The organism is Pseudomethylobacillus aquaticus (assembly GCF_003730115.1).
Taxonomy (GTDB): Bacteria; Pseudomonadota; Gammaproteobacteria; order Burkholderiales; family Methylophilaceae; genus Pseudomethylobacillus; species Pseudomethylobacillus aquaticus.
Genome location: NZ_RJVP01000001.1, coordinates 278,673 through 304,785, shown reverse-complemented (window position 1 = coordinate 304,785; position 26,113 = coordinate 278,673). Strand labels below are relative to the sequence as shown.

At 59.8% G+C, this 26,113-nt stretch carries 22 protein-coding genes; 10 read left to right on the top strand and 12 right to left on the bottom strand.

Features of this window, described 5'->3' with window-relative positions; all coding sequences use genetic code 11:
- Positions 1 to 20 precede the first annotated feature (20 nt).
- The 3 genes from ED236_RS01430 to ED236_RS01420 form a co-directional block, all read right to left on the bottom strand.
- On the bottom strand, positions 21 to 2,186 hold the full coding sequence (locus ED236_RS01430; protein ID WP_240031980.1) for a TonB-dependent receptor: 2,166 nt from the start codon (positions 2,184 to 2,186) through the stop codon (positions 21 to 23).
- Between the two features lie 148 nt (positions 2,187 to 2,334).
- Positions 2,335 to 3,261: a tRNA glutamyl-Q(34) synthetase GluQRS gene (gene gluQRS, locus ED236_RS01425; RefSeq protein ID WP_123236157.1), complete on the bottom strand. Its 927-nt coding sequence runs from the start codon at positions 3,259 to 3,261 to the stop codon at positions 2,335 to 2,337.
- Entirely contained in the window at positions 3,262 to 3,573 is a 312-nt protein-coding gene (locus ED236_RS01420; protein ID WP_123236156.1) for a DUF3301 domain-containing protein, read from the bottom strand.
- Positions 3,574 to 3,818: 245 nt separating this feature from the next.
- Between ED236_RS01420 and ED236_RS01415 the strand changes: the two genes are divergently transcribed.
- Entirely contained in the window at positions 3,819 to 4,760 is a 942-nt protein-coding gene (locus ED236_RS01415) for a rhodanese-like domain-containing protein (protein WP_123236155.1), read from the top strand.
- Between the two features lie 254 nt (positions 4,761 to 5,014).
- Positions 5,015 to 6,223 carry an ammonium transporter gene (locus ED236_RS01410; RefSeq protein ID WP_123236154.1) on the top strand — a complete coding sequence of 403 codons (1,209 nt, stop codon included), beginning with the start codon at positions 5,015 to 5,017 and terminating at the stop codon, positions 6,221 to 6,223.
- Between the two features lie 134 nt (positions 6,224 to 6,357).
- Here ED236_RS01410 and ED236_RS01405 read toward each other — a convergent pair whose 3' ends face one another.
- Both ED236_RS01405 and ED236_RS01400 read right to left on the bottom strand, forming a co-directional pair.
- The gene (locus ED236_RS01405; RefSeq protein ID WP_123236153.1) at positions 6,358 to 7,143 is read right to left on the bottom strand and encodes an SDR family NAD(P)-dependent oxidoreductase; all 786 of its coding nucleotides are present in this window, start codon (positions 7,141 to 7,143) and stop codon (positions 6,358 to 6,360) included.
- Positions 7,144 to 7,145: 2 nt separating this feature from the next.
- A complete protein-coding gene (locus ED236_RS01400; protein WP_123236152.1) occupies positions 7,146 to 8,639 on the bottom strand; it encodes an efflux transporter outer membrane subunit in 1,494 nt (497 codons plus the stop codon).
- A 91-nt stretch (positions 8,640 to 8,730) separates the two neighbouring features.
- Between ED236_RS01400 and ED236_RS01395 the strand changes: the two genes are divergently transcribed.
- The 5 genes from ED236_RS01395 to cimA all read left to right on the top strand — a co-directional run bounded on the left by ED236_RS01395 (position 8,731) and on the right by cimA (position 16,773).
- Positions 8,731 to 9,348 (top strand): TetR/AcrR family transcriptional regulator, encoded by a 618-nt coding sequence (locus ED236_RS01395; RefSeq protein WP_123236151.1) that lies wholly within the window; start codon positions 8,731 to 8,733, stop codon positions 9,346 to 9,348.
- Positions 9,349 to 9,430: 82 nt separating this feature from the next.
- Positions 9,431 to 10,567: an efflux RND transporter periplasmic adaptor subunit gene (locus ED236_RS01390; RefSeq protein WP_123236572.1), complete on the top strand. Its 1,137-nt coding sequence runs from the start codon at positions 9,431 to 9,433 to the stop codon at positions 10,565 to 10,567.
- Positions 10,564 to 13,641 carry an efflux RND transporter permease subunit gene (locus ED236_RS01385; protein WP_123236150.1) on the top strand — a complete coding sequence of 1,026 codons (3,078 nt, stop codon included), beginning with the start codon at positions 10,564 to 10,566 and terminating at the stop codon, positions 13,639 to 13,641. Before ED236_RS01390 ends, ED236_RS01385 begins: the two co-directional genes overlap by 4 nt.
- Positions 13,642 to 13,983: 342 nt before the next feature.
- The gene (locus ED236_RS01380) at positions 13,984 to 15,006 is read left to right on the top strand and encodes a zinc-binding alcohol dehydrogenase family protein (RefSeq protein WP_123236149.1); all 1,023 of its coding nucleotides are present in this window, start codon (positions 13,984 to 13,986) and stop codon (positions 15,004 to 15,006) included.
- A gap of 189 nt (positions 15,007 to 15,195) precedes the next feature.
- Positions 15,196 to 16,773 (top strand): citramalate synthase, encoded by a 1,578-nt coding sequence (cimA, locus tag ED236_RS01375; RefSeq protein WP_240031979.1) that lies wholly within the window; start codon positions 15,196 to 15,198, stop codon positions 16,771 to 16,773.
- A 121-nt stretch (positions 16,774 to 16,894) separates the two neighbouring features.
- Here cimA and ED236_RS01370 read toward each other — a convergent pair whose 3' ends face one another.
- Positions 16,895 to 17,692, bottom strand: a complete 798-nt coding sequence (locus ED236_RS01370) for a helix-turn-helix transcriptional regulator (protein ID WP_123236147.1) — start codon at positions 17,690 to 17,692, stop codon at positions 16,895 to 16,897.
- 152 nt (positions 17,693 to 17,844) lie between these two features.
- Between ED236_RS01370 and leuC the strand changes: the two genes are divergently transcribed.
- The 3 genes from leuC (at position 17,845) to leuB (ending at position 21,106) form a co-directional block, all read left to right on the top strand.
- On the top strand, positions 17,845 to 19,254 hold the full coding sequence (leuC, locus tag ED236_RS01365; RefSeq protein WP_123236146.1) for a 3-isopropylmalate dehydratase large subunit: 1,410 nt from the start codon (positions 17,845 to 17,847) through the stop codon (positions 19,252 to 19,254).
- Positions 19,255 to 19,282: 28 nt separating this feature from the next.
- Positions 19,283 to 19,921, top strand: coding sequence for a 3-isopropylmalate dehydratase small subunit (gene leuD / locus ED236_RS01360; RefSeq protein WP_123236145.1), 639 nt, complete (start codon positions 19,283 to 19,285; stop codon positions 19,919 to 19,921).
- A 120-nt stretch (positions 19,922 to 20,041) separates the two neighbouring features.
- Positions 20,042 to 21,106, top strand: coding sequence for a 3-isopropylmalate dehydrogenase (gene leuB, locus ED236_RS01355; protein WP_123236144.1), 1,065 nt, complete (start codon positions 20,042 to 20,044; stop codon positions 21,104 to 21,106).
- Positions 21,107 to 21,253: 147 nt separating this feature from the next.
- On the opposite strand, the gene fdx is transcribed toward leuB, so the two are convergent.
- From fdx to ED236_RS01325, 6 genes are all read right to left on the bottom strand, one after another.
- Positions 21,254 to 21,595, bottom strand: a complete 342-nt coding sequence (gene fdx, locus ED236_RS01350) for an ISC system 2Fe-2S type ferredoxin (protein ID WP_123236143.1) — start codon at positions 21,593 to 21,595, stop codon at positions 21,254 to 21,256.
- Between the two features lie 2 nt (positions 21,596 to 21,597).
- Complete coding sequence (gene hscA / locus ED236_RS01345) at positions 21,598 to 23,466, bottom strand: Fe-S protein assembly chaperone HscA (RefSeq protein WP_123236142.1); 1,869 nt, start codon at positions 23,464 to 23,466, stop codon at positions 21,598 to 21,600.
- A gap of 6 nt (positions 23,467 to 23,472) precedes the next feature.
- Positions 23,473 to 24,006, bottom strand: coding sequence for a Fe-S protein assembly co-chaperone HscB (gene hscB, locus ED236_RS01340; protein WP_123236141.1), 534 nt, complete (start codon positions 24,004 to 24,006; stop codon positions 23,473 to 23,475).
- A gap of 26 nt (positions 24,007 to 24,032) precedes the next feature.
- Positions 24,033 to 24,356, bottom strand: coding sequence for an iron-sulfur cluster assembly protein IscA (gene iscA, locus ED236_RS01335; RefSeq protein ID WP_123236140.1), 324 nt, complete (start codon positions 24,354 to 24,356; stop codon positions 24,033 to 24,035).
- Between the two features lie 3 nt (positions 24,357 to 24,359).
- A complete protein-coding gene (gene iscU / locus ED236_RS01330) occupies positions 24,360 to 24,782 on the bottom strand; it encodes a Fe-S cluster assembly scaffold IscU (RefSeq protein ID WP_123236139.1) in 423 nt (140 codons plus the stop codon).
- Between the two features lie 110 nt (positions 24,783 to 24,892).
- Positions 24,893 to 26,107, bottom strand: coding sequence for an IscS subfamily cysteine desulfurase (locus tag ED236_RS01325; protein WP_123236138.1), 1,215 nt, complete (start codon positions 26,105 to 26,107; stop codon positions 24,893 to 24,895).
- Positions 26,108 to 26,113: the final 6 nt, after the last annotated feature.

The following is a 26,113-nucleotide window of genomic DNA, read 5'->3' as shown; positions in this document are numbered from 1 at the left end:
TGACGATCTGAACGTGACGATCAGAAGTTGACGATCAGGGTGGCGCGCGCCGTGATCGGTGAGCCCGGGGTGATGTTGTTGTTATTGTGGGAATACAGCGCGTATTCCTTGTTGGTCAGGTTCTCGATATTGAGCTGCAAACGCATCCTGGGATTGATTTTGGCGAAGATCGCCGCATCGTAGCGCGTGTAGCCCGGCAGCACGGTGCTCTGGCTGGCGGTCGGCGTCGCGGCGAAACGGTCCGAGGTGCTGATCACGCCGATGGCGGCGCCCCAGGTCTCGTTGAAATCGTAGCGGTTCCACAGCGAGAACATGCGGTCTGGGGTCAGTTGCAACTCGGCGCCCTTGAGGATGGCCCCGGCGCCTGTGCCTTGTTGCTTGGTGATCTCGCCGTCCTGCAGGGTGATGCCACCGAACACGCTCCATTTGCTGGTCACGCGGCCGGCCAGGCCCAGTTCCAGGCCCTTGGTTTGCTGGCCGTCCAGCAGGATGGTCTGGCCCGGATTGTTGGGGTCAGCCGCGGCGATCTTTTCACGATCCAGCTTGAACAGGGCGGCCGTCACGGACAGGTCAGGGCGTATGTCCCACTTCACGCCCACTTCCTGATTGATGAACTTTTCCGGGTCGAACGTGCTGTTGGCAAAGGTCAGGCCGCTTAACTGGTCGCCAGAGCGTGGTACGTAAGACTGGCTGTAGTTGGCATACACCGAGGTGTTCTGCATGGGCTTGAAGATCAGGCCGGCGCGTGGCGAGATCAGGTCGTCATTGCTGTCGAACCTGCGGGTCGGGTCACCGTTGGCTTTGGTCAGGTCGGTGTGTTTCACATCGAACTGGTCATAGCGCAGGCCGACGATGGCTTGCCATTTGGGTGACAGAATGATCTGGTCCTGCACATACAGGCCCAGGATATCCGCCTGGCTGCTGCGGTTGATGCGCAGATTGTTGAGGCTGATCGGGCCACTGAAGGTGGGCGAGGTGAACGAACCCGGCAGATTGTCGTTGGCAGCATTCGGCGAGAAGCGGCGGTTATCGGTGTCCTGACGGCCCAGTTCCATGCCTACCAGCAGCTTGTGTTCGATCTTGCCGGTGTGTGCAGAGAAGATCAGGTCGGTCTGGTTGATCAGGTTCTCGCGTTCGGTCTCGTCGCGGTAAGCGCCGAATTGCACTTGACCTGCGTTGTTGATGGCGCTGCGGGCGAATACGTTCTGGTAGAACTTGTCGTAGTCGGCATAGCGCGTGCGGTTACGCAGGATGGTGCCGTTGTCGAACACATGCTCGATCATGGCATTGAAAGCGTTGGTCTCGGTCTCGGTCGGGCTCAGTCTGGCGTTGCCATAGAAGGTGTCGGTGTCGCCGATGCGGAATGGACGGTTGCCCAGCGTATTGTTGCCAGCACCGTTCACGGAAGGCACGCCGCGATCAGCCACGCGGTCGTCCTTGAAGTATTCGGCACCGATAACGATCTTGGTGCGCTCCGTGGCCTTGATGGTCAGGGTAGGGTTGATGCCATAGCGCTCAAGATTGACGCCGTCCCGGTAGCTGTCCGAATTTTCGTACACGCCATTGATACGGAAGGCCACATCGTCGCTGATGGCTTCGTTGAAATCAATGCTGGTGCGCTTCTGATTATAGGCGCCATAGCTCACCGACAGCTCGCGTATCGGGTCCCAGCCCGCTTCCTTGGTGACGCGGTTGATCACCCCGCCTGCGCCGCCACGACCAAAGATCATGCCGTTCGGGCCTTTCAGCACTTCGATGCGCTCGGTGTTGTAAAAGTCGCGGTAGGTCTGCACGTCATCGCGTATGCCATCCACGAACAGGTCGCCTGTGGTGGCGTTGCCGCGCAAGATCAGTGCATCACGGTTACCTTCGCCCTGGGCTGCGGTCACTCCGGGCACATAGCGTACTGCTTCGCTGACGCTCTGGATGGATTGATCCTTGATGACATCCTGGGTGATCACGCTGATGGATTGCGGGGTATCGATGAGTGGCGTGTCGGTCTTGGTGGCGGTGCTGCTGGAGCGTGTGGCATAACCATCGGTGATTTTGAGTTGTTCGCCGACCACATTCACCTGGGGCAGGGTCAGCGGCGCTGCTGCTTTAGCCGACGCCTTGCTGTCGGTCCCGGTTTTGGTCTCGACCGCAGGCTTTTCTTCTGCACTGAGTAAGGGGCTGTAAACGAACATGCCGCTCATCAGAGCGGCAACAGGAAGTAGTTTGAATGGTGGTCGGCGCACGATCACATCTCTTGTTAATGTAAGGAAATGTAAATCTTATTGAAAATACGAATAGTTTTCAACTAGATTATTGCGCGCCAAGCGTTTGACTGCTGATTTAGTGTGTATCCAGCCTGATACTGCGTTGCCGAGCCACCTGTTCCAGCTTCCAGTGTGTCAATGCCCATTGCCACAACTCCCCGCTGGGGGCGGATTGCAGCGCCTGCGGGACCCGCTGGCCAAGAAAGCACAGGCAGTGCCAAAGTGTGGTGCCCGCATTTCTGGTATCCAGCGGGCTCGCCAGGGTCTGTTTGCTGAGCTTTTCACCCGCTGCATTGCTGGCGACGGGCACATGCGCATAGTGCACCTGACTTAAGCCCAGCAGCTGTTGCAGGTAACGCTGGCGTGCCGTGGAGTCCAGCAGATCCGCACCGCGCAGCACATGGCTGATCTGCTGTTCCGCGTCGTCCACCACCACCGCCAGTTGATAGGCATACAAGCCATCAGCGCGCTTCAGCACAAAATCGCCGATGGCCGTGTCCAGTCGCTGCGACTGCAGGCCCTGAACGGCGTCCACGAACTGGATAGCGCGGCTATCGGTCAGCACACGCCAGGCACGCGCCTGCTTGCCTGCAGGCAGGCCGTGGCGGCAGGTGCCCGGATAGACCAGACCTTCTATACCTTGGAGCACTGAATGACCTTGAAGTGCTGAATGCAGTGTGACGGAGTCGGCGATCTCTTTGCGGCTACAGCCGCATGGATACACCAGACCTTGCGCCTGCAAGCTGGCTAGCGCAGCCTGATAGGCGTCGTTGCGCTGACTCTGGTACATCACAGGACCATCCCAGCTGAAACCGTAGGCTTCCAGCGTGCGCAGGATGTCATCGGCTGCGCCGCTGACCACGCGCGGCGTGTCCAGGTCTTCCATGCGTACCAGCCACTCGCCGCCCTGCGTGCGCGCTTCCAGGTAGCTTGCGGTGGCGGCCACCAGCGAGCCGAAATGCAGTGGCCCGCTAGGCGAGGGTGCAAAGCGGCCGCGATACATTCAGTGGACCTGCTCCAGATAGGGCGGGATGTGCCAGCTGTGCAGCTGGCGGCCCAGCAGCGTCAGCTCGCAAGCCATGCGGTCCGTGCCGTTGGCGCTGAGCTCGAATTGATAGGTGCGTTGCAGCTGTACATGGCCACGGCTGTTGCGGCCCAGGCGCAATTTGTTACAGGCCACGGTTTCGTCCAGAAGCTGCAGGCTGTAGCGTGCCGCCAGCTCCTTGCCCAGTATCACGGCATTGTCGCGGCTGGCGATGCTATCCATCCAGTACAAGGCGGTCAGGGCTAAGGCGATGATCAGGTAGATTTCCATAGCGGGGGCTGTTCTGCTGCAAGGCTGAGTGGGAGCCACATCATAAAGATTGTGGGGCTTTGCCACAACTTGCGGCGATATGGTCTGAATTCAAGTCTGCCTGCGGGCTTTGCTGTTTTCATGCTGTCTGGTTCGCTGCTTGTTTAGCGGCTACAGGCGCGCTGCCTGCGACGCTATACCCACTATTGACGTTAGCCAGGATTATTGAGACCTTAGCTACCTGCCTCCCACATCAAGAATGCGCAATGAACGAATTCCTGCAGTTGCTCGAGCAATTTGGACTCATCATCGTCTTTCTCAATGTGTTCCTGGAGCAGATCGGCCTGCCCATCCCGGCATACCCCATGCTGCTGGTCACCGGTGCCATGGCCAGCACCGCTGACTTCTCCGCTGCAGGGCTGTTGTGCACGGCCATGCTGGGCGCGTTGCTGGCGGATATGTTCTGGTTCTTCGCTGGTCGCCGCATCGGCCGCAGGGTGTTGGGCAAGCTATGCCGCATCTCCTTGTCGCCGGATTCCTGCGTTCGGCAGACCGAATCCCTGTACCTCAAGGTTGGTCCATCTTCACTGTTGTTCTGCAAGTTCGTGCCCGGCTTTGCTTCCATCGCCGGGGCGCTGGCGGGCGCTTTAGGCACCCGGCTGTGGGTGTTCATCCTGTTCGATGCGCTGGGTGCGGCCATCTGGGCGGGTTCTGCCATCCTGCTGGGTTCAGTGTTCGACACGGCCATCAACGAGCTGCTGGACATGCTGGTAGCCATGGGCAAATGGGGAGCGATGCTGTTGGGCTTGGCTTTGGCCGTGTTCATCGCCAGGAAATGGTGGGAACGCTATCGCTTCCTTAAAGAGTTGCGCATGGCACGCATCAGCGTAAGCGCCTTGAACGAAATGATAGAAGGCGGCATGAACCCAGTCATCATCGACACGCGTTCTGCTTTGCAGGCCGAGGAAGGCTGGATCCCCGGCGCGCGCTTCATTGGCGTCGACCAACTGGATCAGCTGGGCGAGGATATCGACCCCGAACAGCACATCATCCTGTATTGCTCCTGTCCGAATGAAGTCACCGCTGCCAAGGTCGCCAAAGCGTTCATGAACAATGGCTATTACAAGGTGCGGCCACTGGCGGGCGGGATCGACGCCTGGGCAGCGGCCGGGTACGCGGTGGCGAGAAAGGCGCCTGTGGCGTCCTGAACACTGAGGCGGATACTGATCCGGCATGGTGTGCATAGCGGTTCATGCCATACTTGCAATGTGCACCATGAAAGTGCGTTGCACTATGTAGCGCACAATATATGTGCAAAATAGAGAGTCGGTGTTAAAAAAGGCTTTTTGAATCAACAAAGTGAAGACTGGCCTGCTTTTTGCACGCGTAATGCCACTTTTTGTTCACCTTGTGATGAACAGAACACCATAAAAATATCAAATCACGCTTTGGAGGAGTCAACATGGAAGCATTGCAATCGGGGGGAGATGTCCTTTTTGTGCTGTTGGGTGCCATTATGGTGCTTGCCATGCACGCAGGGTTTGCTTTTCTGGAAGTCGGTACCGTCCGGCGCAAGAATCAGGTCAATGCGCTGGTCAAGATCATGGTGGATTTTTCCATCTCCACCATCGCCTATTTTTTCATCGGTTACAGCATCGCTTATGGCATCGGCTTTCTGCAGGGGGCGGAAGCGCTTTCTGCCAAGAACGGCTATGACCTGGTCAAGTTCTTCTTTCTGCTGACCTTTGCGGCGGCCATTCCGGCCATCGTCTCGGGTGGTATCGCAGAACGCGCCAAGTTCAACCCGCAACTTGCCGCCACCTTCCTGCTGGTCGGCTTCGTCTATCCTTTCTTCGAAGGCATCGTCTGGAACGGTCAGCTCGGTTTGCAGGACTGGCTCAAAGCCACCTACGGTGCGAGTTTCCATGACTTTGCCGGTTCGGTGGTGGTGCATGCCATGGGCGGCTGGATCGCGCTGGCGGCAGTGATGCTGCTCGGTGCGCGTGCTGGCCGCTATGGCAAGGACGGCCGTCTGCATGCCTTCCCGCCATCCAATATCCCGTTCCTGGCGCTGGGTGCCTGGATCCTGACCGTGGGCTGGTTCGGTTTTAATGTGATGTCCGCACAATCCATCACCGGCATCACCGGCTTGGTCGCCATGAACTCGCTGATGGCGCTGGTAGGCGGTACGCTGGCCGCCTTGCTGTTCGGCAAGAACGACCCGGGCTTTGTGCACAATGGCCCATTGGCCGGTCTGGTGGCCGTGTGTGCCGGTTCGGACGTGATGCATCCGCTGGGTGCGCTGGCTACCGGCCTGGTGGCGGGTGCCTTGTTCGTCTGGGCGTTCACGCTGACGCAGAACCGCTGGAAGATCGACGATGTGCTGGGGGTATGGCCTTTGCACGGTCTGTGTGGCGCCTGGGGCGGCATCGCCGCGGGCATCTTCGGCGCCACTACACTGGGTGGCATGGGGGGTGTGAGCCTGACCTCGCAACTGATAGGTACTGGCCTCGGCATCGTGGTGGCGGTGGCAGGGGGCTTCATCGTGTACGGCGTGCTGAAAATCATCGTCGGTATCCGCATGGACGCAGAAGACGAATACCTGGGCGCGGATCTGGCCATTCACAAGATCGCGGCAACGCCAAGTTCGGCGGGTGGCAGCGAGGATTGATGCCAGGCCCTTCATCAACCCGGTCGCGCTGCTCGTCCAGCGCTGCCCGGTTGCAGGCGTCAATAACAAGGTGGGACCAGCGTGCAGTGTCCCACCTTTTGCTTGATCTGATGACCAGCGCCAGACCAGTGTATTCAGCCGTTCATCGCATGTGACAAAAAGGCCTGGTGCAGCCAGCGTGGTGTGGCCCAGGTGAGGATCACCAGCCCTTTGTTCGGCAAGCCTGGTACGACACTGATGCGGCCAGCCTGCAAGGCACGGATCCCGGCGCGGACCACCGGCGCAGGCTGCATCATCAGCAGCTTCAATGCAGGTGTCAGCTTTTGCTGGGCTGCGGCAGCAAAGCCGGTATCGGTCATGCCGGGGCAAAGCGTGGTGATGGTGACGCCATCGCGCTTCAGTTCCCGATGCAGCGCCTCACCCAGACGCAGTACGTAGGCCTTGGCGGCGGCATAGACAGCAAAATTCTGCACGCCCTGATAAGCCAGCAGGCTGGCGACCAGCAGGATTTTTCCATGTCCGCGCGCTTGCATGTCCTTGGCAAACAGGTGAGTGATCGCCGTCAGACCCGCGATATCCAGCTGCACCATCCCCAATGTTGCCTCCAGCGCGCTACTGACGAAGGGGCCTTGCAGCCCATGGCCGGCGTTGTTGATCAGAATATCGATGGCGATACCCCGTTGCTGGAGGCGCTGATGCAGCTGTGTGATAGCGGTGATCTCCGCAAGATCGACCTGTTCCACCACGACCTCGATGCGGTATTCACGGCGCAGTGTCTCGGCGATCGCTTGCAGCCGTTCCAGTCTACGCGCCACCAGAACCAGTGCATGGCCTTGTGCGGCATATTGACGGGCGAATTCTTCGCCCAGGCCACTTGATGCGCCTGTGATGAGTACCCATGAGTGCTTGCTTGTGTTCATTTTTATTCCCTTTGATGGTTGGTGGAGAGTGTGTCGGGGAGCGGAGTGCGGCTTGCCTGGCTGGCATCCCAGCCGCCGCCCAAGGCCCGGAAGGAAGCAATTGCAGCGCGTGCTACCTCGGTTTGTGCCTGAGCCTTGCCGTCACGCATCTGCAGCAGATTGCTGTCGGCATCAAGCACCTCGATCAGGCTGAGGGCACCGGCCTGGTAAGCGGCAGACGCGTTGGCACGGGCCCGGGCGAGTGACGATTCACCCCGCATCAGGATAGCGACCTGTGCCTCCCGATTGAGCAAGGTGGAAAAGGCGTTCTCGACATCTTCAGCAGCGCGCAGTACCGCCAGTCGATACGCCGCCAACACTTCCGACTCCTGTCCACGTGCGACAGCGATTTGAGCGTCGACGCGGCCAAAATCAAATAAACGCCAGCGCAGACCGAGCACGCCCTGCGCTTGGCTGGCAGCTCCGCTGAACAGATTGCCAGTGCCCATGGTGGTAGCGCTACCTAGCAGTGCGGCCAGTGAGAATTTGGGGTAATACTCTGAAATCGCCATGCCGATGCGCGCATTGGCTGCCGCCAAGCGGCGCTCAGCGACGATGAGGTCTGGTCGGCGCCGAATCATCTCGGCAGGGCTGCCGCTCTGGGTCAGACCAGGCGCGACAGGGACAGGGGCCGCTGTGGTCAGCTCAGTGCGGTAGGTTCCCGGCCGAGCGCCCAGCAGTACATCGAGCGCATTCATTGCGGAGTCCAGGCTGGCTTGCAGGGCGGGGATCTGCGCCTCGACCTGGGTCAATGCAGCATCGGCCTGGTTTATCTGCAGTTCAGCGGCGATGCCTTTCTCGTACTGCAGCCGGACCAGCGCCAGCAATTGGCGGCGGGTGTCCGCTTGCTGCTTGGCGATGGAGAGGCGCGTCTGCAAGCCCCGGATGGTGACATACACATCGGCGGTCTGCGCGGCAACGGCCAGACGTGTCGCCACTGCGCCTGCTGCGGATGCCTGATAAGCGGCGCGTGACGCTTCCCGGCCTCGCTGCAGGCCACCAAACACATCGATTTCCCAGCTGGCGCCAAGATTGGCCTCGTACAGGCTACCGTTGCGATCATAGCCGGGCGTGGCGTTGAGCACCTGCCCGAGTGGAGTCTCCAGCGACTGGCGTGCACGCGCCGCGCTTGCGCTGAGGCCACCCGCCGGCAGCAGTGCTGCATCGGCGTAGCGTAATGCCGCACGCGACTGGGTGACCCTGGACACTGCCTGTGCAATGTCCAGATTCTGTTCTAGCGCCAGCGAGATGAAGCGGGTCAGCAGGGGGTCATCGAAAGCGGCCCACCACACGGCGAGGTCGGCCTGGCGCTGAACCTGGCGCAGGTGGACATGTTCTTGCCCGAGAAAGGGAGATGTCAGTGCGACATCGGGTGGCCGGTAGTCGGGGCCAACGGTGCAGCCGGTCAGGATGCTGCCACTCAGCAGCAGCGCCAGCAAGTGAGGATGAGTGAACATGCATGTCCTTAGGCATTGAATTGTTGATGTGACTATAACCTAAAATGGTCACTTGTTGTCAAGTGCCTTGTGACACGGTATTGTCTTGGCTATGAATGAAATCGAATCTTCCCTTCCACAGGTACGTGGCCCTGCCGATCACAGTGTGCGCGAGCAGATTGTTCTGGCGGCTGGCGAGCACTTCAGCCGCTATGGTTATGACAAGACGACGGTCTCCGACCTGGCCAAGGCGATCGGCTTTTCAAAAGCCTATATCTATAAATTTTTCGACTCTAAACAGGCGATCGGTGAGGCTATCTGCGCTGCCACCCTGGATACCGTGGTCGCTGCTGTCGATGAAGCGCTCGCTGGTGCCAGCACGCCTACAGAAAAATTACGTATATTATTCAAAACGTTGGTAACAACGAGCGTGAGTCTGTTCTTCAATGACCGCAAGCTGTATGACATCGCTGCAAATTCTGCCGGTGAAGGCTGGCCATCGGCGATCGCCTACGGACAGCGTATCCGTCAAACCCTGGTCGAGATCATTCGGGAAGGCCGACAGGCAGGCGAGTTCGAGCGCAAGACACCGCTGGACGAGACCGTGCATGTTATCTATCTCGTCATGCACCCCTACGTGAATCCGCTCTTGCTGCAACACAACCTCGACCTCGTCGACGACGCGCCCACCCAGTTGTCCAACCTGGTGCTGCGTAGTCTGGCACCCTAGATCGTAGCTTAGATGAAATGTGACTATTGACATAATTGGTCACTAGATAGAAGATGGGGCCTTCATGTTCATGGAGGTTGCCATGCTTCTGCGCCGTACTATTCCTTCACTCATCGTGGCCGCTGTGTTGCCCATCAGCCTGGCAGCATGTGGTGACGCCAGTTCGTCCAGCGATCCGCGCACGCAAATTCCCCTTGTCAGGACAGGCCTGGTGATGGCTGCCGATCAGGGTGAACGCACTTTCACTGGCATCATTGCGCCACGCGTGCAGAGTGATCTGGGTTTCCGCGTTCCCGGTAAGGTGATGGAGCGCCTGGTCGATACCGGACAGACCATCAAGCGTGGCCAGCCGCTCATGCGCATCGACCCCACGGATTTGCAGCTTGCGACACGCGCCTACGAGGAGGCCGTTTCTGCGGCAATGGCGCGCGCTTATCAGACCGCCGAGGACGAGGTGCGCTTCCGCGACCTGGTTGCAACGGGGGCGGTATCGGCTTCCAGCTACGACAAGATCAAAGCCGCCGCTGAGTCGGCAAGTGCAGAGTTGCGGGCTGCACAGGCACGCGCCGAGGTCGCCCGGAATGAAAATGCCTATACCGTGCTGCTTGCCGATGCCGATGGGGTGATCGTCGAGACCTTGGCTGAACCCGGCCAGGTGGTTGCTGCCGGTCAAGTGGTCATCCGGTTGGCGCATGCCGGACGCCGCGAAGCGCTCATCAATCTCCCTGAAGCGCTGCGCCCGGCGGTCGGATCGGCGGCGCGCGCGGCACTCTATGGCAGTGGACTGGACGGCATGGCGAAGTTGCGTCAGCTGTCTGATGCCGCCAACCCGCAGACGCGTACCTTTGAGGCGCGCTACGTACTGGAAGGGCGTCTGGCGGATGCCCCGCTGGGATCCACCGTTGCAGTGCAACTGCCATCCATGCACGCAAGCTCGGCGCTGCAAGTGCCACTCGGTGCCATTTTCGACTCAGGCAAAGGGCCAGGCGTCTGGCTGATTACGGCAGGTGACCATCGTGTGACCTGGCGCGCTGTAAAGGTGGCCAGTCTGACCAGCGAAACGGCTGTCCTGGACAGCGGCGTTGCGGCGGGAGATCGCATCGTTGTGCTCGGTGCACATCTGCTGAACGAAGGTGAGCAGGTGCGACTGGCTGACGATGCAACGAAGCAAACTATCAGCGCAGCCAGTATCAGCGCAGCTGATGGAGTACGGCCATGAGCGCCTTCAACCTTTCCGCGTTAGCCGTACGCGAGCGTTCGGTCACCTTGTTTTTGATGGTGGCGATTTTCATCGCTGGTCTGGTGGCTTTCCTGACGCTGGGCCGGGCCGAGGACCCGGCGTTCACCATCAAGCAGATGACGGTGATCACCGCCTGGCCTGGCGCGACCGCCAAAGAGATGCAGGACCTGGTAGCCGAGCCACTGGAAAAGCGCATGCAGGAGCTGCGCTGGTATGACCGCACCGAAACCTTCACGCGCCCCGGCCTCGCGTTCACGACGGTGTACCTGCTCGATAGCGCGCCACCCGCCGAGGTGCCCGAGCAGTTCTATCAGGCGCGCAAGAAACTCGATGACGAGACCAGCAAGCTGCCACGCGGCGTCATCGGCCCCATGGTGAATGACGAATATGCTGACGTGACCTTTGCCCTCTATGCCTTGAAAGCCATTGGCGAACCTCATCGGCACTTGGTCCGCGACGCGGAGACCATACGTCAGCGATTGCTGCACGTATCTGGCGTCAAAAAGGTGAACATCATCGGCGAGCAGGCCGAGCGGATCTTCGTCGAGTTCTCCCATGACCGTCTCGCCACCCTCGGCGTGTCGCCACGCGAGCTGTTCGCCGCGCTCAATAGTCGTAATGTGATGACGCCCGCGGGTTCGATCGAAGCCAAGGGCCCGCAAGTCTTTATCCGGCTGGAGGGGGCCATAGATGACCTGGAGGCGATCCGCAATACGCCGGTTGAGGCGAAGGGCCGGACGCTGAAGCTGGGCGACCTGGCCGACGTGAAGCGAGGCTACGAAGATCCGGCCACTTTTTTGATCCGCAATAATGGCGAACCGAGCTTGCTGCTCGGCGTGGTCATGCGTGAAGGCTGGAACGGGCTAGACTTGGGCAAGGCGCTGGAGGCGGAAGCGGCCTCGATTAACGCCGCGATGCCGCTGGGCATGAGCCTGTCCAAAGTGACGGATCAGTCGGTCAATATCGACTCTGCTGTCGGCGAGTTCATGGTCAAGTTTCTGGTGGCCCTGGGTGTGGTCATGCTGGTTGGCTTTCTCAGCATGGGGTGGCGCGCCGGTATCGTGGTGTCGGCTGCAGTTCCCCTGACGCTGGCCGTGGTCTTCATCATCATGGCAGCGAGCGGCATGAACTTCGACCGTATCACGCTGGGTTCCTTGATCCTGGCCCTGGGCTTGCTGGTCGACGACGCCATTATTGCCATCGAGATGATGGTGGTGAAGATGGCGGATGGTTATGATCGCATTCAGGCGGCTGCGTACGCATGGAGCCATACGGCTGCGCCCATGCTGGCCGGAACGCTGGTGACGGCCATCGGCTTCATGCCGAACGGCTTCGCAAAATCAACCGCTGGCGAGTACACCAGCAATATGTTCTGGATCGTCGGCATCGCCTTGATCGCGTCATGGATTGTTGCCGTCGTGTTCACCCCTTACATGGGAGTGAAGCTGCTGCCCAGTCACGACCATCACGCGGGCGGACATGGGGCCATCTACACCACACCGAACTACCAGCGTTTCCGTCGGCTGCTGGGCTGGGTGATCCGGCGCAAGTGGCTGGTCGCGGCGAGCGTGATCGCTGCTTTCGTGATCGCCTTATTGGGCATGGGGGCCGTCAACAAGCAGTTCTTCCCCACCTCGGACCGGCCGGAGGTGCTGGTCGAAGTGCAGATGCCCTATGGCACTGCAATCCAGCAGACCAGTGCCGCAACGGCCAAGCTTGAGGCCTGGCTTGCGAAGCAGCAGGAGGCCAGAATCGTGACCTCTTACATCGGTCAGGGTGCACCACGCTTTTTCCTGGCGATGTCACCCGAATTGCCTGATCCATCGTTCGCCAAAATCGTGGTCCTTACCCGCAATGACGAGGAAAGGGAGGCCCTCAAGTTCAGGCTTAGGCAGGCGGTGGCCGATGGTCTGGCGCCTGAAGCGCGGGTGCGCGTGACCCAGATCGTATTCGGCCCGCCTTCGCCATTTCCTGTGGCCTTCCGTGTCATGGGGCCGGACCCGGACAAGTTGCGTGACATCGCTGAGCAAGTGCGTGGTGTCATGCAAGCCTCCGCGCAGATGCGAACGGTCAACACCGACTGGGGCGAGCGTGTGCCTGCACTGCATCTTTCCCTGGATCAGGACCGGCTGCAGAGCTTGGGTCTCAGTTCCAGCGATGTGGCCCAACAGCTTCAGTTCCTGTTGAGTGGTATCCCGATCACGGAGCTGCGCGAGGACATCCGCTCGGTGCAGGTCACCGCCCGTTCTGCTGGCGATACCCGGCTGGAGCCGGGCAGGATCGCCGACTTCACGCTGGTGGGCAGCAGCGGTCAGCGGATTCCCTTGTCGCAACTGGGCAGCGTAGAGGTGCGCATGGAAGACCCGTTATTGCGTCGGCGAGACCGTACTCCCACGATCACCGTGCGTGGCGATATCGCCGAAGGATTACAGCCGCCGGACGTATCCACCACTGTGTTGAAGGCGCTGCAGCCCATCATCGCCCAACTGCCAGTTGGTTACCGTATCGAGGAGGGCGGTTCGATCGAGGAATCGGGCAAGGCCAATCGTGCCATCGCGCCGCTGCTCCCCATCATGATCGTGCTGACGCTGGTCATCATCATCTTCCAGGTCAGATCGATTTCAGCGATGACCATGGTGTTCGCTACCGCGCCGCTGGGACTGATCGGTGTGGTGCCCACCTTGCTGGTGTTCCAGCAGCCGTTCGGCATCAACGCACTGGTCGGTCTGATCGCGCTGTCCGGCATTCTGATGCGCAACACCCTGATCCTGATCGGCCAGATAAGTGACAACCAGAAGGCCGGTTTGGCGCCGTTTGATGCGGTCGTTGAGGCAACCGTGCAGCGTACCCGCCCGGTCATCCTGACCGCGCTCGCTGCCGTTCTGGCGTTTATCCCGCTCACCCAATCGGTGTTCTGGGGGACGCTGGCTTACACCTTGATCGGTGGTACCCTTGCCGGGACGGTCCTGACTCTGGTGTTCCTGCCGGCGATGTATGCGATCTGGTTCAAGATCCGCAGGACAGCCGGCGATGCGCAAACCATGCCGGTATAACAAGCCGCATCAGCCGAGGCTAGGCTGAATGCCAACGTTGGTGCAGAGGGCCTCCGGTTTGCAGCACAAGTCCAGCCGGGAAACTTTTTTGCTGTAGCGCTTGCCTATCATTATGAATCAAGCATGGTCGGTGTCCGATTTGCCGGGTACCGATCATGGGCTGTCTATATGCTGTCTATAATATGAACTGTCTAGCCTGGCTGGCGACATGCTGTTACGCGCCATATATGGCACATTCACGGTTTTGATCAGGGTGCTTGCCATGGGCCCTGATCTGCGGGCGCACTGTGAGTTCCTCCCCCTTTCACGCAGTGCGTCTGCATCTCTTCTGGAGTTCTATACATGAAAGCTGTTGGTCTAAAGCGTTACCTGCCCATCACCGATCCCGATGCTTTGCTCGATATCGAGTTGCCCATGCCGGTTGCCACTGGTCGTGACCTGCTGGTGCAAGTGCAGGCCATCGCGGTCAACCCGGTGGACACCAAAGTGCGCAAGCCCAAGGACAAGGTGGAATCCACGCCGCGTGTGCTGGGCTGGGATGCGGCCGGGGTGGTGGTGGCGACCGGCCCGGAATGCCATTTGTTCGAGGTGGGGGATGCGGTCTATTACGCGGGCGATATCACCCGTCCCGGCTGCAATGCCGAATATCAGCTCATGGACGAACGCCTGGTGGGCCGTCGTCCATCCACATTATCGGTCGAACAGGCGGCGGCGTTGCCTTTGACGGCGATCACCGCCTGGGAGGCCTTGTTCGATCGGCTGCCCATCGCGCGCGATCCAGCGGTCAATGCGGGCAAGACCATCCTGATCATAGGCGCGGCCGGTGGGGTGGGGTCCATCGCCATCCAGCTTGCCCGCCAGGTGGCCGGACTGACGGTGATCGCCACCGCCTCGCGGCCTGAGTCCGCTCTGTGGGTGCGCGAACTGGGCGCTCAGCATGTGGTGGATCACCGCGCATCGCTGGCCGATCAGCTGGCCGCCCTGGGCTTTCCCTGGGTGGATTACATCCTGTGCAACAATGACACCGATGCTTATTTCCCGGTCATGGCCGAGCTCATCAAGCCGCAGGGGCATCTGTGTTCCATCGTGGAAACAGCACAGCCAGTCAATCTGGATCTGCTGAAGAGCAAGAGCGCCAGCTTCGTCTGGGAGTTCATGTTCACGCGTGCCATGTACCGCACCGAGGACATGCAACAGCAGCACGCGATCCTGCAGGAAGTGGCCAGCCTGATCGATGCCGGCACGCTGAAAAGCACGCTGAATCAGGTGATGCGGCCCATCAATGCTGCGAACCTGCGTGCCGCGCACGCCCAGCTGGAGGCCGGTCAGACCATAGGCAAGCTGGTATTGGCTGACTGGGCTTAGCTCTGGTTTTGGCTCTGGCCTTTGCTCTGGCCAGTGAATGGCCTTTGCTCTGGGCTTTGCTCAGGCTATTGCCCGGCCGCTCTGGGAACAGCGAGAGCTGGTTCGCGTGTGCCGCCCGGCTGAGGTAAAATGGCTGATTAAGCTCAATATTGTTGATGTGCCATGTCTGATTCGCCTTTTGTGCCTCAAATGTTTGCCTACGATTCCACGCTGCGTGATGGTGCGCAAGCGCAGGGCATCTCCTTCTCGGTCGAAGACAAGCTGAAGATCGTCCAGCGCCTGGACCAGCTTGGCATCAGCTATATCGAGGCAGGCAACCCGGGCTCCAACCCCAAGGACATGGAGTTCTTCCAGCGCATAGGCGAGCTCAAACTCAAACATGCCAGGATCATCGCCTTTGGCAGCACACGCAAGGTCAAAGCGGCGGTCGAGTCCGACAACAACCTGCGCTCCCTGCTGGCTGCCAACACGCCCGCTGTGGCCATCTTCGGCAAGAGCTGGGATTATCAGGTCACCGACATCCTGCGCACCACGCTGGAAGAGAACCTGGCCATGATCGCGGATACTATCGCCTTCCTGAAAGGGCACGGCAAGGAAGTGGTGTTCGATGCCGAACACTTTTTCGATGGCTACAAAGCCAATGCCGATTACGCCATGCAGAGTCTGCAGGCCGCCGCCAGCGCGGGCGCTGATGCACTGTGCTTGTGCGATACCAACGGGGGCACGTTTTCCAGCGAGATCCATGCCATCACAGCGGCAGTGGTGGCGCGTTTCCCCAAGGTGCAGATCGGCATCCACTGCCACAACGATTCCGAGATGGCCGTGGCCAACTCGGTGGCGGCGGTGCAAGCCGGTGCGCGTCAGGTACAGGGCACCATCAACGGCATAGGCGAGCGCTGTGGCAACGCCAATCTCTGCGCCATTATCCCCAATGTACAACTCAAGCTGGGGCTGCCCTGCATCCCGCCTGAAAGCATGGCCACGCTGACCTCGACCGCGCGTTACGTCAGCGAGATCGCCAACGCCACCTTCAACGAGAAGGCGGCCTATGTAGGCAATGATGCCTTTGCGCACAAGGGCGGCATGCACATCGATGCGGTCACCAAGAACCCCATCTCCTACGAGCATATCAACCCGGAACTGGTAGGCAATGCGCGCCATATCCTGGTGTCGGAAGTGGCGGGCCGCAGCGCCTTGCTGGCACGCATGCACCGTGTAGACCCTACGCTGGGCAAGGATTCGGACGAGACCAAGCTGGTGCTGGAAAAACTGAAAGAGCTGGAACACGAAGGCTATCAGTTCGAAACCGCAGAAAGCTCGTTCCAGTTGTTGGTGCGCAAGCTGCTGGGCAAGCATCAACCGTTCTTCGACCTGCATGAATACAAGGTCAATATCCACGAGCCCGCGCTCAACCGCATGAACTCCTCGGTCACCATCAAGATCTCCGTGGATGGCCAGCAGGAGATCACGGCAGCCGAAGGCGACGGCCCGGTCAATGCGCTGGACAAAGCCGTGCGCCGTGCGCTGGAGCGTTTCTACCCTGCCATCAAGGACATCAAGCTCACCGATTACAAGGTGCGCGTGCTGGATTCCGACCAGGCTTCTGCCGCCAAGGTGCGCGTGCTGATCGAATCGCGTGACCAGTTCGAAGGCTGGACCACCATAGGCGTATCCACAGACATCATCGATGCTTCCTGGCGCGCGCTGATCGACTCCATCGAATACAAGCTGGTGCGTGATCAGGAGCGGCAGGCGCTTACGGCCTGAGCCTGCGTCAGTTGTTTGCCAGCGGCGTCAATCCCGGCTGTGGTCCATGGGCTTCAGCAATTCATGGGCTTCAGCAATTCATGGGCTTCAGCAATTCATGGGCTTCAGCAATTCATGGGCTTCAGCAATTCATGGGCTTCAGCAATACCAGTTTCAGTTGCTCCTGATCCACGGGGTGCAAGGTGAACTGCTGGAAGGTGATGTCGCCTAGCTGCGGGTGATGAAAGCCCCGTTCGCCACCCTGGCGTTCCAGCACATCGTGCTGTTGCCAGAACAGCGCGAATTCCGGGCTGCTTTGGGTCAGTTCATTCACCAGACGTTGCAGGGCCGGTTCTTCCAGGCGGCTGCGACAGTCTGCGCGGAATTCCGCCACGATGCGTTTGGCACGCACCTCCCATTGATCCACCAATATTCGCGCTTCGGGTAGCAGAAAGACGAAGCGCAGCAGGTTGGGGCGTTGCGGGCTTTGCTGGTCCACCACATCCAGCCAGCCTGTAAACAGCATGGCTGCCTGTGTGTTCCAGGCCAGCAGGTCCCAGGTGCGACCCATCAGGTAAGCCGGGATCTGCATGTCCGCCAGCATGGCCACCAGGATCTGCGGTGCTTCATCCAGCTCGTCATGGCTGCTACCGGCCGGATCGCGCCTGTCTGCCATCTCGAACAGATAATCGCGTTCCGAGCGCGTGAGTTTCAGCACCTGCGCCAGGCGGTCCAGCACCTCGGCAGACACGTTGACTTCACGTCCTTGTTCTATCCAGGTGTACCAGGTGGGACTGATGCTGGCCAGTTGCGCCACTTCCTCGCGGCGCAGGCCTTGCGTGCGGCGTCGGCTGCCTGCCGGAAAGCCGAAATCCTGCGGTGCGCAACGTTGCCGCAATACCTGCAGGAAGTCGCCTAGTTCTTTGCGTCGGGTATCCATGATGCTCTCAGGGTGTTAATTCCAGTACTAGTATAAACGCTATTATTGTAAGGGTATTCATACTTGGTTATGCTGTGCGCCTGTGATGCTGCTATGGCAGATGTTTTGCTGTAGAGAGTGTGTTCAAGTATATGTTTTTAATAGGAGTTGTCATGGCTGGTAAAACGCTTTACGACAAATTGTGGGATTCCCATGTGGTGCGCGAAGAATCGGATGGCACCTGTCTGCTGTACATCGACCGTCATCTGGTGCACGAAGTGACCAGCCCGCAGGCCTTTGAAGGCATGCGTCTGGCGGGCCGCAAACTGTGGCGCGACAGTTCGGTGGTGGCCAACCCCGACCACAACACGCCGACCAAGGACTGGGACAAGGGCATCGAAGACCCGGTGTCGCGTCTGCAGGTGGAAACCCTGGACAGCAACATCAAGGAATTCGGTGCGCTGGTCTACTTCCCGTTCAAGAACGTGAATCAGGGCATCATCCACGTGATCGGCCCCGAGAACGGAACCACCTTGCCCGGCATGACCGTGGTGTGCGGCGACAGCCATACCTCCACGCATGGCGCGTTCGGTGCGCTTGCGCATGGCATCGGCACCTCGGAAGTGGAACACGTGCTTGCCACGCAGACGCTGATCGCCAAAAAGGCCAGGAGCATGCTGGTCAAGATCGACGGTGTGCTGGGTGCTGGCGTGACCGCCAAGGATGTGGCGCTGGCCGTGATCGGCCGTATCGGCACCGCAGGCGGTACCGGCTATGCCATCGAATATGCAGGTTCGGTGATCCGCGGTCTGTCCATGGAAGGCCGTATGACGGTGTGCAACCTGGCCATCGAGGCCGGTGCACGTTCTGGCATGGTGGCGGCAGACGACAAGACCGCCGCCTACCTCAAGGGCCGTACCCATGCACCCAAGGGCGCGAACTGGGACGCTGCGGTTGAGTACTGGAAGACGCTGCATTCCGATGCAGATGCCGTGTTCGACGCCGTGGTCGAGATCAATGGCGCCGATATCCAGCCACAAGTGACCTGGGGCACCTCGCCCGAGCAAGTGCTGCCTATAGGCGCCACCGTGCCGGACCCGAGCAAGGAAACCGACCCGACCAAGCGCACCAGCATCGAGAATGCGCTCAAGTACATGGGCCTCACCGCCAACATGCCGATCAGCGACATCAAACTGGACAAGGTCTTCATCGGCTCCTGCACCAACTCGCGTATCGAGGACTTGCGTGCCGCCGCTGGTGTGATCAAGGGCCGCAAGGTCGCCAGCAGCATCGCGCTGGCACTGGTGGTACCAGGCTCTGGTCAGGTCAAGCGCCAGGCCGAAGAAGAAGGTCTGGACAAGATCTTCACGGAAGCCGGTTTCGAGTGGCGTGAACCTGGTTGCTCCATGTGTCTGGCCATGAACGCCGACCGTCTGGCACCAGGCGAGCGCTGTGCCTCCACCTCCAACCGTAACTTTGAAGGCCGTCAGGGTCCGGGTGGGCGTACTCACCTGGTTAGCCCGGAAATGGCAGCCGCTGCCGCCATTGCCGGTCACTTCGTCGATATCCGCAGCCAGGCATAAGACAAGCAGGTATAAGAAAGGAACCGACATGAAAGCATTTACGCAAGTACATGGGCTGGTTTGCCCGGTAGACCGCGCCAACATCGACACCGACGCGATCATCCCCAAACAGTTCCTGAAGTCGATCAAGCGCACCGGCTTCGGCCCTTACCTGTTCGATGAATGGCGTTACACCAACTACGGCGAGCCCGGCATGGATTGCAGCACGCGTCCACTCAACAAGGACTTCGTGCTGAACCAGCCACGTTATCAAGGCGCGCAAGTGCTGCTGGCACGCGACAACTTCGGTTGCGGCTCCAGCCGCGAACACGCGCCCTGGGCCATCGACGACTACGGCTTCCGCGTGGTGATCGCACCTTCGTTCGCCGACATCTTCTTTGGCAACTGCTACAAGAACGGCATCCTGCCTATCGTTGCTTCGGCAGAGACGGTGGATCAGCTGTTCGCTGAATGCTTCGCCAACGAAGGCTACAAGCTCAATGTCGATCTGGAATCGCAGACCGTGACCTTACCGTCTGGCGCCTCGTTCAAGTTCGACATCACGCCGCACCGCAAGCATTGCTTGCTGAATGGTCTGGACGAGATCGGCCTGACCTTGCAGCATGCTGACGAGATCAAGGCGTTTGAGGCTAAACACAAGACAGCGCAGCCCTGGTTGTTTGCCTGATTAGTAGGGCGTCAATAAGCGCAGCGCATTGCGCCGCATGACGCTCAATAAGGACAACACGGCGCAATGCCCTCTGGTTATTGCGCCCTACAATTGATTCGATAATTGAAGGAATTGAAAATGAAGATTGCAGTTCTGCCAGGTGATGGCATCGGCCCGGAAATCATGACGCAGGCGATCCGCGTGCTGGATGTGTTGCGCGCTGAAGGCCTGGACATGGAGTTCGTGGAAGCGCCACTGGGCGGCGCAGGCTATGACGCCTACGGCCATCCGTATCCGGAATTCACACAGAAGATCTGCCGTGAAGCCGATGCCGTACTGCTGGGTGCCGTTGGCGGCCCGCAATACGACACGCTGGACCGTCCGCTGCGCCCCGAACGCGGCCTGCTGGCCATCCGCAAGGATCTGGGTCTGTTCGCCAACCTGCGTCCTGCCGTGCTGTTCCCGGAGCTGGCCAATGCGTCCACACTGAAGCCGGAAGTGGTGGCGGGCCTGGACATCATGATCGTGCGTGAACTGACCGGTGACGTGTACTTCGGTCAGCCACGTGGCATGCGTGTCAACGAAAACGGCGAGCGTGAAGGCTTTAACACCATGGTCTACACCGAAGCCGAAGTGCGCCGCATCGCCCACGTGGCGTTCGGCATCGCCATGAAGCGCCAGAAGAAACTGTGTTCCGTGGACAAGGCCAATGTGCTGGAAACCACCGAGTTCTGGAAAGAGATCGTCATCGACGTGGCCAAGGAATACCCGGAAGTGGAGCTCAGCCACATGTACGTGGACAACGCCGCCATGCAGCTGATCCGCAACCCCAAGCAGTTCGATGTGATGGTCACCGGCAACATCTTCGGTGACATCCTGTCCGACGAAGCGTCCATGCTGACCGGTTCCATCGGCATGCTGGCCTCTGCATCGCTGAACGAATCCAAGAAGGGCTTGTACGAGCCTTCGCATGGTTCCGCACCGGACATCGCCGGCAAGAACCTGGCCAACCCACTGGCCACCATCCTGTCTGCCGCGATGATGATGCGTTACACCTTTAACAACGAAGCTGCCGCTGTGCGTATCGAGAATGCGGTCAAGAAAGTACTGGCCGCTGGTTACCGCACCGGCGACATCTTTGAGCCTGGCATGACGCGTGTGTCCTGTTCCGAAATGGGCGATCAGGTCGTCGCTGCCATGTAACAGCGTTGACGCCTAGTAATAGCGCTACCGTTTTGTAATTACGTTTACCGCTTTCATCCAAGGCGAAAAAAAGCCAGCTGGCCTCCACAAGAGACCACGCTGGCTTTTTGTTTATGCAGGCTGCCGGGCTTGTCGCCCGAGGTTGGCTTAGCCTTTACCTTCTTTGGCCATGTTGATGGAGTAGCGGGGGATCTCCACCACCAGATCGGCCTGCTGCACGATGGCCTGACAGGAGAGACGGGAGTTGGGCTCCAGGCCCCAGGCCTTGTCGAGCAGGTCTTCTTCCTGATCTTCCGCTGCCGGCAGGCTGGTGTAGCCTTCGCGCACGATGACATGGCAGGTGGTGCAGGCACACACCCGGTCACAGGCGTGGTCGATGTCGATGTCCTGCTCCAGCAGGTTCTCGCAGATGGATAAACCGGCGGTGGCTTCAAAGGCTGCGCCGTCCGGACAGAGTTCGACGTGAGGCAACACGATAATTTGCGGCATGACTAGAGTTCCAATGTGTTGAGGTGTTGGCCGGCCAGCGCCTGTTTCACCGAAGCGTCCATGCGCAGCGCAGCGAAGGCTTCGGTCGCATGGTTGAGCGCGTCACTGGCGGCCTTGATGGCATCGGCGTCTTCGCCCTGGCTCAGGCGATGCAGCGTGGCCACGGCGGTTTCGATCTGGTGTTGTTGTTGTGGCGTGAGCAGTGTGGCGCCGTCTTTTTGCAGCGCGGCGCTGATGGCTTCGATGAGGCGCTGTGCATCCACCTGCACTTCACGCAAGGCCCGCGCCTGCTTGTCCTGTTCGGCGGAGCCGAAGGAAGCGCGCAGCATCTCGGTGATCTGGTCTTCATCCAGACCATAAGACGGTTTGACCACGATATTGGCCTCCACGCCGCTGCCTTGTTCGCGTGCCGTCACCGACAGCAAGCCATCGGCATCGACCTGGAAGGTGACACGTATGCGTGCCGCACCGGCGGCCATGGGCGGAATGCCACGCAACTCGAAGCGCGCCAGCGAGCGGCAGTCCGACACCAGTTCGCGCTCGCCTTGCACCACGTGGATGCTCATGGCGGTCTGGCCGTCTTTGTACGTGGTGAAATCCTGCGCCCGCGCCACGGGGATGGTAGCGTTGCGCGGAATGATGCGCTCAGCCAGGCCACCCATGGTTTCCAGGCCCAGCGACAGCGGGATCACATCCAGCAGCAGCAGGTCATCGTCACTGCGGTTGCCGGCCAGCATATTGGCCTGGATGGCAGCGCCCAGCGCCACCACCTTGTCCGGGTCCAGATTGGTAAGAGGCGCCTGGCCGAAGAACTCCGCCACCGCCTGACGCACTTGCGGCATGCGCGTGGCACCACCCACCATCACCACGCCCTTGATGTCACTGACTTCCAGGCCGGCATCGCGCAATGCCTTGCGGGTGGGGCTGAGTGTCTTGGCGATCAGCTGGCGCGTCAGCACGCTCAGGGTGGTACTGTCCAGCGTGAGGTCGATCACATCGCCGCTGCCAAGCAGGCTGGTGATGCGGGCTTCGGCATGATCGGTGAGCCATTCCTTGGCTTCGCGTGCCTTGGTCAGCAGCAAACGCGTGTCAGCCGCGCTCAACGGCGCGAGCCTGGCCTGTTCCAGGATCCAGCAATAGATGCGCTGATCGAAGTCATCGCCACCCAGGGCAGAATCGCCATTGGTGGCCAGCACTTCGAACACGCCACGCGACAGACGCAGAATGGAAATATCGAACGTGCCGCCGCCCAGGTCATAGATGACATAGACGCCTTCGGATGCATTGTCGAGGCCGTAGGCGACAGCCGCTGCCGTGGGTTCATTGAGCAGGCGCAAGACGGTCAGGCCAGCCAGACGCGCCGCGTCCTTGGTGGCCTGGCGTTGTGCATCGTCGAAATAGGCAGGCACCGTGATCACAGCGCCGGTCAGCTCGCCACCCAGGGCTTTTTCGGCGCGGGCTTTCAGGGTGCGCAGGATCTCGGCCGAGATCTCCACCGGGCTCTTGATGCCCGCCCGGGTTTCCAGCTGCACCATGCCGGGTGCATCCACAAAGCGGTAGGGCAGGTGGGTGGTGATGCCGATGTCCTTGAGGCCGCGTCCCATGAAGCGTTTGGCGGAGACGATGGTGTTATTGGGGTCCAGGCTTTGTTGCGCCTGCGCAGGATAGCCCACGCTGACCTCGCCATCCGGGCGGTAATGCACGACCGAAGGTAGCAGGGCGTGGCCCTGTTCGTCATGCAGCACGGTGCTCATGCCACTGCGCACGGTGGCGACCAGCGAATTGGTGGTGCCCAGATCGATGCCTATGGCGAGTCGGTGCTGGTGCGGGGCGGCGCTCATGCCGGGTTCGGCGATTTGTAACAGGGCCATGAGGGTTCAGTCTTCGTGTCTGGAGATGGCGTGCAGGATCTCGTCCTGCAGCTTGTCGGTAAAACTCAGTTTGCGCACGATGGCAGCAGCGGCCGGCCAGTCCTGCGCTACATCCAGGGCATGCTGCAAGTCTTGCTGCCATTGCTTGCCGGTGGCTTTGATCTCGTTTAGCAGGCTGTCCAGCGCTGCTATATCCGCATCTGCATCAGCCTCTTCTATGGCTTCACGCCATTCCATCTGCTGCATCAGAAAATCCGCCGGCATGGCGGTGTTGCGCTCTTCTTCGGTATCGATGTCATGCAGCTGCAGCAGGTAACGCGCACGTGCTGTCGGCTGTTTCAGCGTCTGGTAGGCGGTGTTGGCCTGCGTGGCCAGTTGCATGGAGCGCAGGCGCTCGGCAGGCGGGCTGGAGGCATGGCGATCCGGGTGCACTTCTGCCTGGATCAGTCGGTAGCGCTGGTTCAGCGCATCCAGATCGATGGCGAAGCGCGCAGGCAGGTCAAACAGCGCAAAGTGGTTCTGGGCAGGACGTGGTGACATAGGCGACGCGGGCAGGGTACACCGTGCTAGACGGTGAAACTTTCACCGCAACCACATTCACCCTTCACGTTCGGATTGTTGAACTTGAAGCCTTCGTTGAGGCCTTCCTTGGTGAAGTCCAGCTCGGTGCCGTCGATATAGACCAGGCTCTTGGGGTCGATGATGACCTTCACGCCATGGCTTTCGAATGCGAGGTCTTCTTCATGCAGTTCGTCCACGAACTCCAGCGTGTAGGCCATGCCCGAACAACCGGTGGTCTTGACGCCCAGGCGCAGGCCTATGCCTTTGCCCCGGTTGTCGAGGAACTTGCGTACGCGGCTGGCAGCAGTTTCAGTCAGCGTGATGGCCATTGCTTATACAGCTTCCTTGGTGGCTTGATTGCTGGCTTGAGTCGAGCTAGGTTGTTTGGACTTGAGGTCAGCAACGGCTGCCTTGATGGCATCTTCTGCCAGCACGGAGCAGTGGATCTTGACCGGCGGCAGCGCCAGCTCTTCCGCGATGGCGGAATTCTTGATCTCGGCGGCCTGATCCAGAGACTTGCCCTTCAGCCATTCGGTCACCAGCGAACTGGATGCGATCGCCGAGCCGCAGCCATAGGTCTTGAACTTGGCATCTTCGATGATGCCAGCGTCGTTGACCTTGATCTGCAACTTCATCACGTCGCCGCAAGCCGGTGCGCCCACCATGCCGGTCCCCACGTGCGGGTCGTTCTTGTCCAGGGAGCCCACGTTACGTGGGTTCTCGTAGTGATCCAGTACTTTGTCGGAATATGCCATTTTGATGCTCCTTATTCAGTCGCAGTGAAATGTGAAATGTGAAACGTGAAATGTAAACCGCATGGGTTTCGCCTTTCACTTTTCACTTTTCATTTTTCACGGCATTTTAATTAGTGTGCTGCCCATTGGACGGAATTCAAGTCTATGCCGTCCTGATACATTTCCCACAGCGGCGACAGTTCGCGCAGCTTGCCGATCTTGCTCTTCATCAGGTCTATGGTGTAGTCCACATCTTCTTCGGTGGTGAAGCGGCCGATGGAGAAGCGGATCGAGCTGTGCGCCAGTTCGTCGGAGCGGCCCAGTGCGCGCAGCACATAGGAGGGTTCCAGGCTGGCCGAGGTGCAGGCCGAACCGGAGGATACGGCAATGTCCTTGACCGCCATGATCAGCGATTCGCCTTCGACATAGTTGAAGCTGATGTTGAGGTTGTGCGGCACGCGTTGCTTGAGGTCGCCATTGACATAGACTTCCTCGATCTCCAGCAGGCCGTTCAGCAGGCGGTCACGCAGGCGGCGGATCCGTGCGTTCTCAAGCTCCATCTCTTCACGTGCGATACGGAACGCTTCGCCCATGCCGACGATCTGGTGCACGGGCAGGGTGCCGGAGCGCATGCCACGTTCATGGCCGCCACCGTGCATCTGTGCCTCGATACGGATACGCGGCTTGCGGCGTACATACAGTGCGCCCACGCCTTTGGGGCCGTATGTCTTGTGTGCGGAGAAACTCATCAGGTCGACTGGCAGCTTTTCCAGGTCGATGGCGACCTTGCCGGTGGCTTGTGCCGCATCCACGTGGAAGATCACGCCATGCTCACGGCAGAGCTTGCCGATCGCTTCGATGTCCTGGATGACGCCGATCTCGTTATTCACCATCATTACCGAGGCCAGTACGGTGTCTGGACGGATGGCGGCCTTGAACTTTTCCAGATCGACCAGGCCGTCTGCTTCCGGTTGCAAATAAGTGGCTTCGAAGCCGACACGTTCCAGCTCGCGCACCGCGTCGATGACCGCCTTGTGCTCGGTTTGCACGGTGATGATGTGCTTGCCCTTGCCGCTGTAGAAATTGGCCGCGCCCTTGATGGCGAGGTTATTGGATTCGGTGGCGCCGGAGGTCCAGACGATCTCGCGCGGGTCGGCATTGACCAGCTTGGCCACTTCGTCACGTGCGTTCTCCACGGCTTTTTCTGCGGTCCAGCCGAAGCTGTGGCTGCGCGAAGCCGGGTTGCCGAAGTGTTCGGTCAGGAACGGAATCATCTTCTCGGCCACACGTTGGTCGATAGGCGTAGTCGCAGAGTAGTCCAGGTAGATCGGGGTATGTACGCTCATTGCTTT

What these genes read in the sequence shown, in the direction of transcription:
- gluQRS (WP_123236157.1), bottom strand. Translation starts at nt 3,261, where the DNA reads ATGTATCGCGGCCGCTTTGCACCCTCGCCTAGCGGGCCACTGCATTTC.
- ED236_RS01385 (WP_123236150.1), top strand. Translation starts at nt 10,564, where the DNA reads ATGAGCGCCTTCAACCTTTCCGCGTTAGCCGTACGCGAGCGTTCGGTC.
- hscB (WP_123236141.1), bottom strand. Translation starts at nt 24,006, where the DNA reads ATGTCACCACGTCCTGCCCAGAACCACTTTGCGCTGTTTGACCTGCCT.
- fdx (WP_123236143.1), bottom strand. Translation starts at nt 21,595, where the DNA reads ATGCCGCAAATTATCGTGTTGCCTCACGTCGAACTCTGTCCGGACGGC.
- iscU (WP_123236139.1), bottom strand. Translation starts at nt 24,782, where the DNA reads ATGGCATATTCCGACAAAGTACTGGATCACTACGAGAACCCACGTAAC.
- ED236_RS01410 (WP_123236154.1), top strand. Translation starts at nt 5,015, where the DNA reads ATGGAAGCATTGCAATCGGGGGGAGATGTCCTTTTTGTGCTGTTGGGT.
- ED236_RS01325 (WP_123236138.1), bottom strand. Translation starts at nt 26,107, where the DNA reads ATGAGCGTACATACCCCGATCTACCTGGACTACTCTGCGACTACGCCT.
- ED236_RS01405 (WP_123236153.1), bottom strand. Translation starts at nt 7,143, where the DNA reads ATGAACACAAGCAAGCACTCATGGGTACTCATCACAGGCGCATCAAGT.
- ED236_RS01420 (WP_123236156.1), bottom strand. Translation starts at nt 3,573, where the DNA reads ATGGAAATCTACCTGATCATCGCCTTAGCCCTGACCGCCTTGTACTGG.
- leuB (WP_123236144.1), top strand. Translation starts at nt 20,042, where the DNA reads ATGAAGATTGCAGTTCTGCCAGGTGATGGCATCGGCCCGGAAATCATG.
- ED236_RS01395 (WP_123236151.1), top strand. Translation starts at nt 8,731, where the DNA reads ATGAATGAAATCGAATCTTCCCTTCCACAGGTACGTGGCCCTGCCGAT.
- cimA (WP_240031979.1), top strand. Translation starts at nt 15,196, where the DNA reads ATGTTTGCCTACGATTCCACGCTGCGTGATGGTGCGCAAGCGCAGGGC.
- leuC (WP_123236146.1), top strand. Translation starts at nt 17,845, where the DNA reads ATGGCTGGTAAAACGCTTTACGACAAATTGTGGGATTCCCATGTGGTG.
- iscA (WP_123236140.1), bottom strand. Translation starts at nt 24,356, where the DNA reads ATGGCCATCACGCTGACTGAAACTGCTGCCAGCCGCGTACGCAAGTTC.
- ED236_RS01380 (WP_123236149.1), top strand. Translation starts at nt 13,984, where the DNA reads ATGAAAGCTGTTGGTCTAAAGCGTTACCTGCCCATCACCGATCCCGAT.
- hscA (WP_123236142.1), bottom strand. Translation starts at nt 23,466, where the DNA reads ATGGCCCTGTTACAAATCGCCGAACCCGGCATGAGCGCCGCCCCGCAC.
- ED236_RS01370 (WP_123236147.1), bottom strand. Translation starts at nt 17,692, where the DNA reads ATGGATACCCGACGCAAAGAACTAGGCGACTTCCTGCAGGTATTGCGG.
- ED236_RS01390 (WP_123236572.1), top strand. Translation starts at nt 9,431, where the DNA reads ATGCTTCTGCGCCGTACTATTCCTTCACTCATCGTGGCCGCTGTGTTG.
- ED236_RS01400 (WP_123236152.1), bottom strand. Translation starts at nt 8,639, where the DNA reads ATGTTCACTCATCCTCACTTGCTGGCGCTGCTGCTGAGTGGCAGCATC.
- ED236_RS01415 (WP_123236155.1), top strand. Translation starts at nt 3,819, where the DNA reads ATGAACGAATTCCTGCAGTTGCTCGAGCAATTTGGACTCATCATCGTC.
- ED236_RS01430 (WP_240031980.1), bottom strand. Translation starts at nt 2,186, where the DNA reads ATGTTCGTTTACAGCCCCTTACTCAGTGCAGAAGAAAAGCCTGCGGTC.
- leuD (WP_123236145.1), top strand. Translation starts at nt 19,283, where the DNA reads ATGAAAGCATTTACGCAAGTACATGGGCTGGTTTGCCCGGTAGACCGC.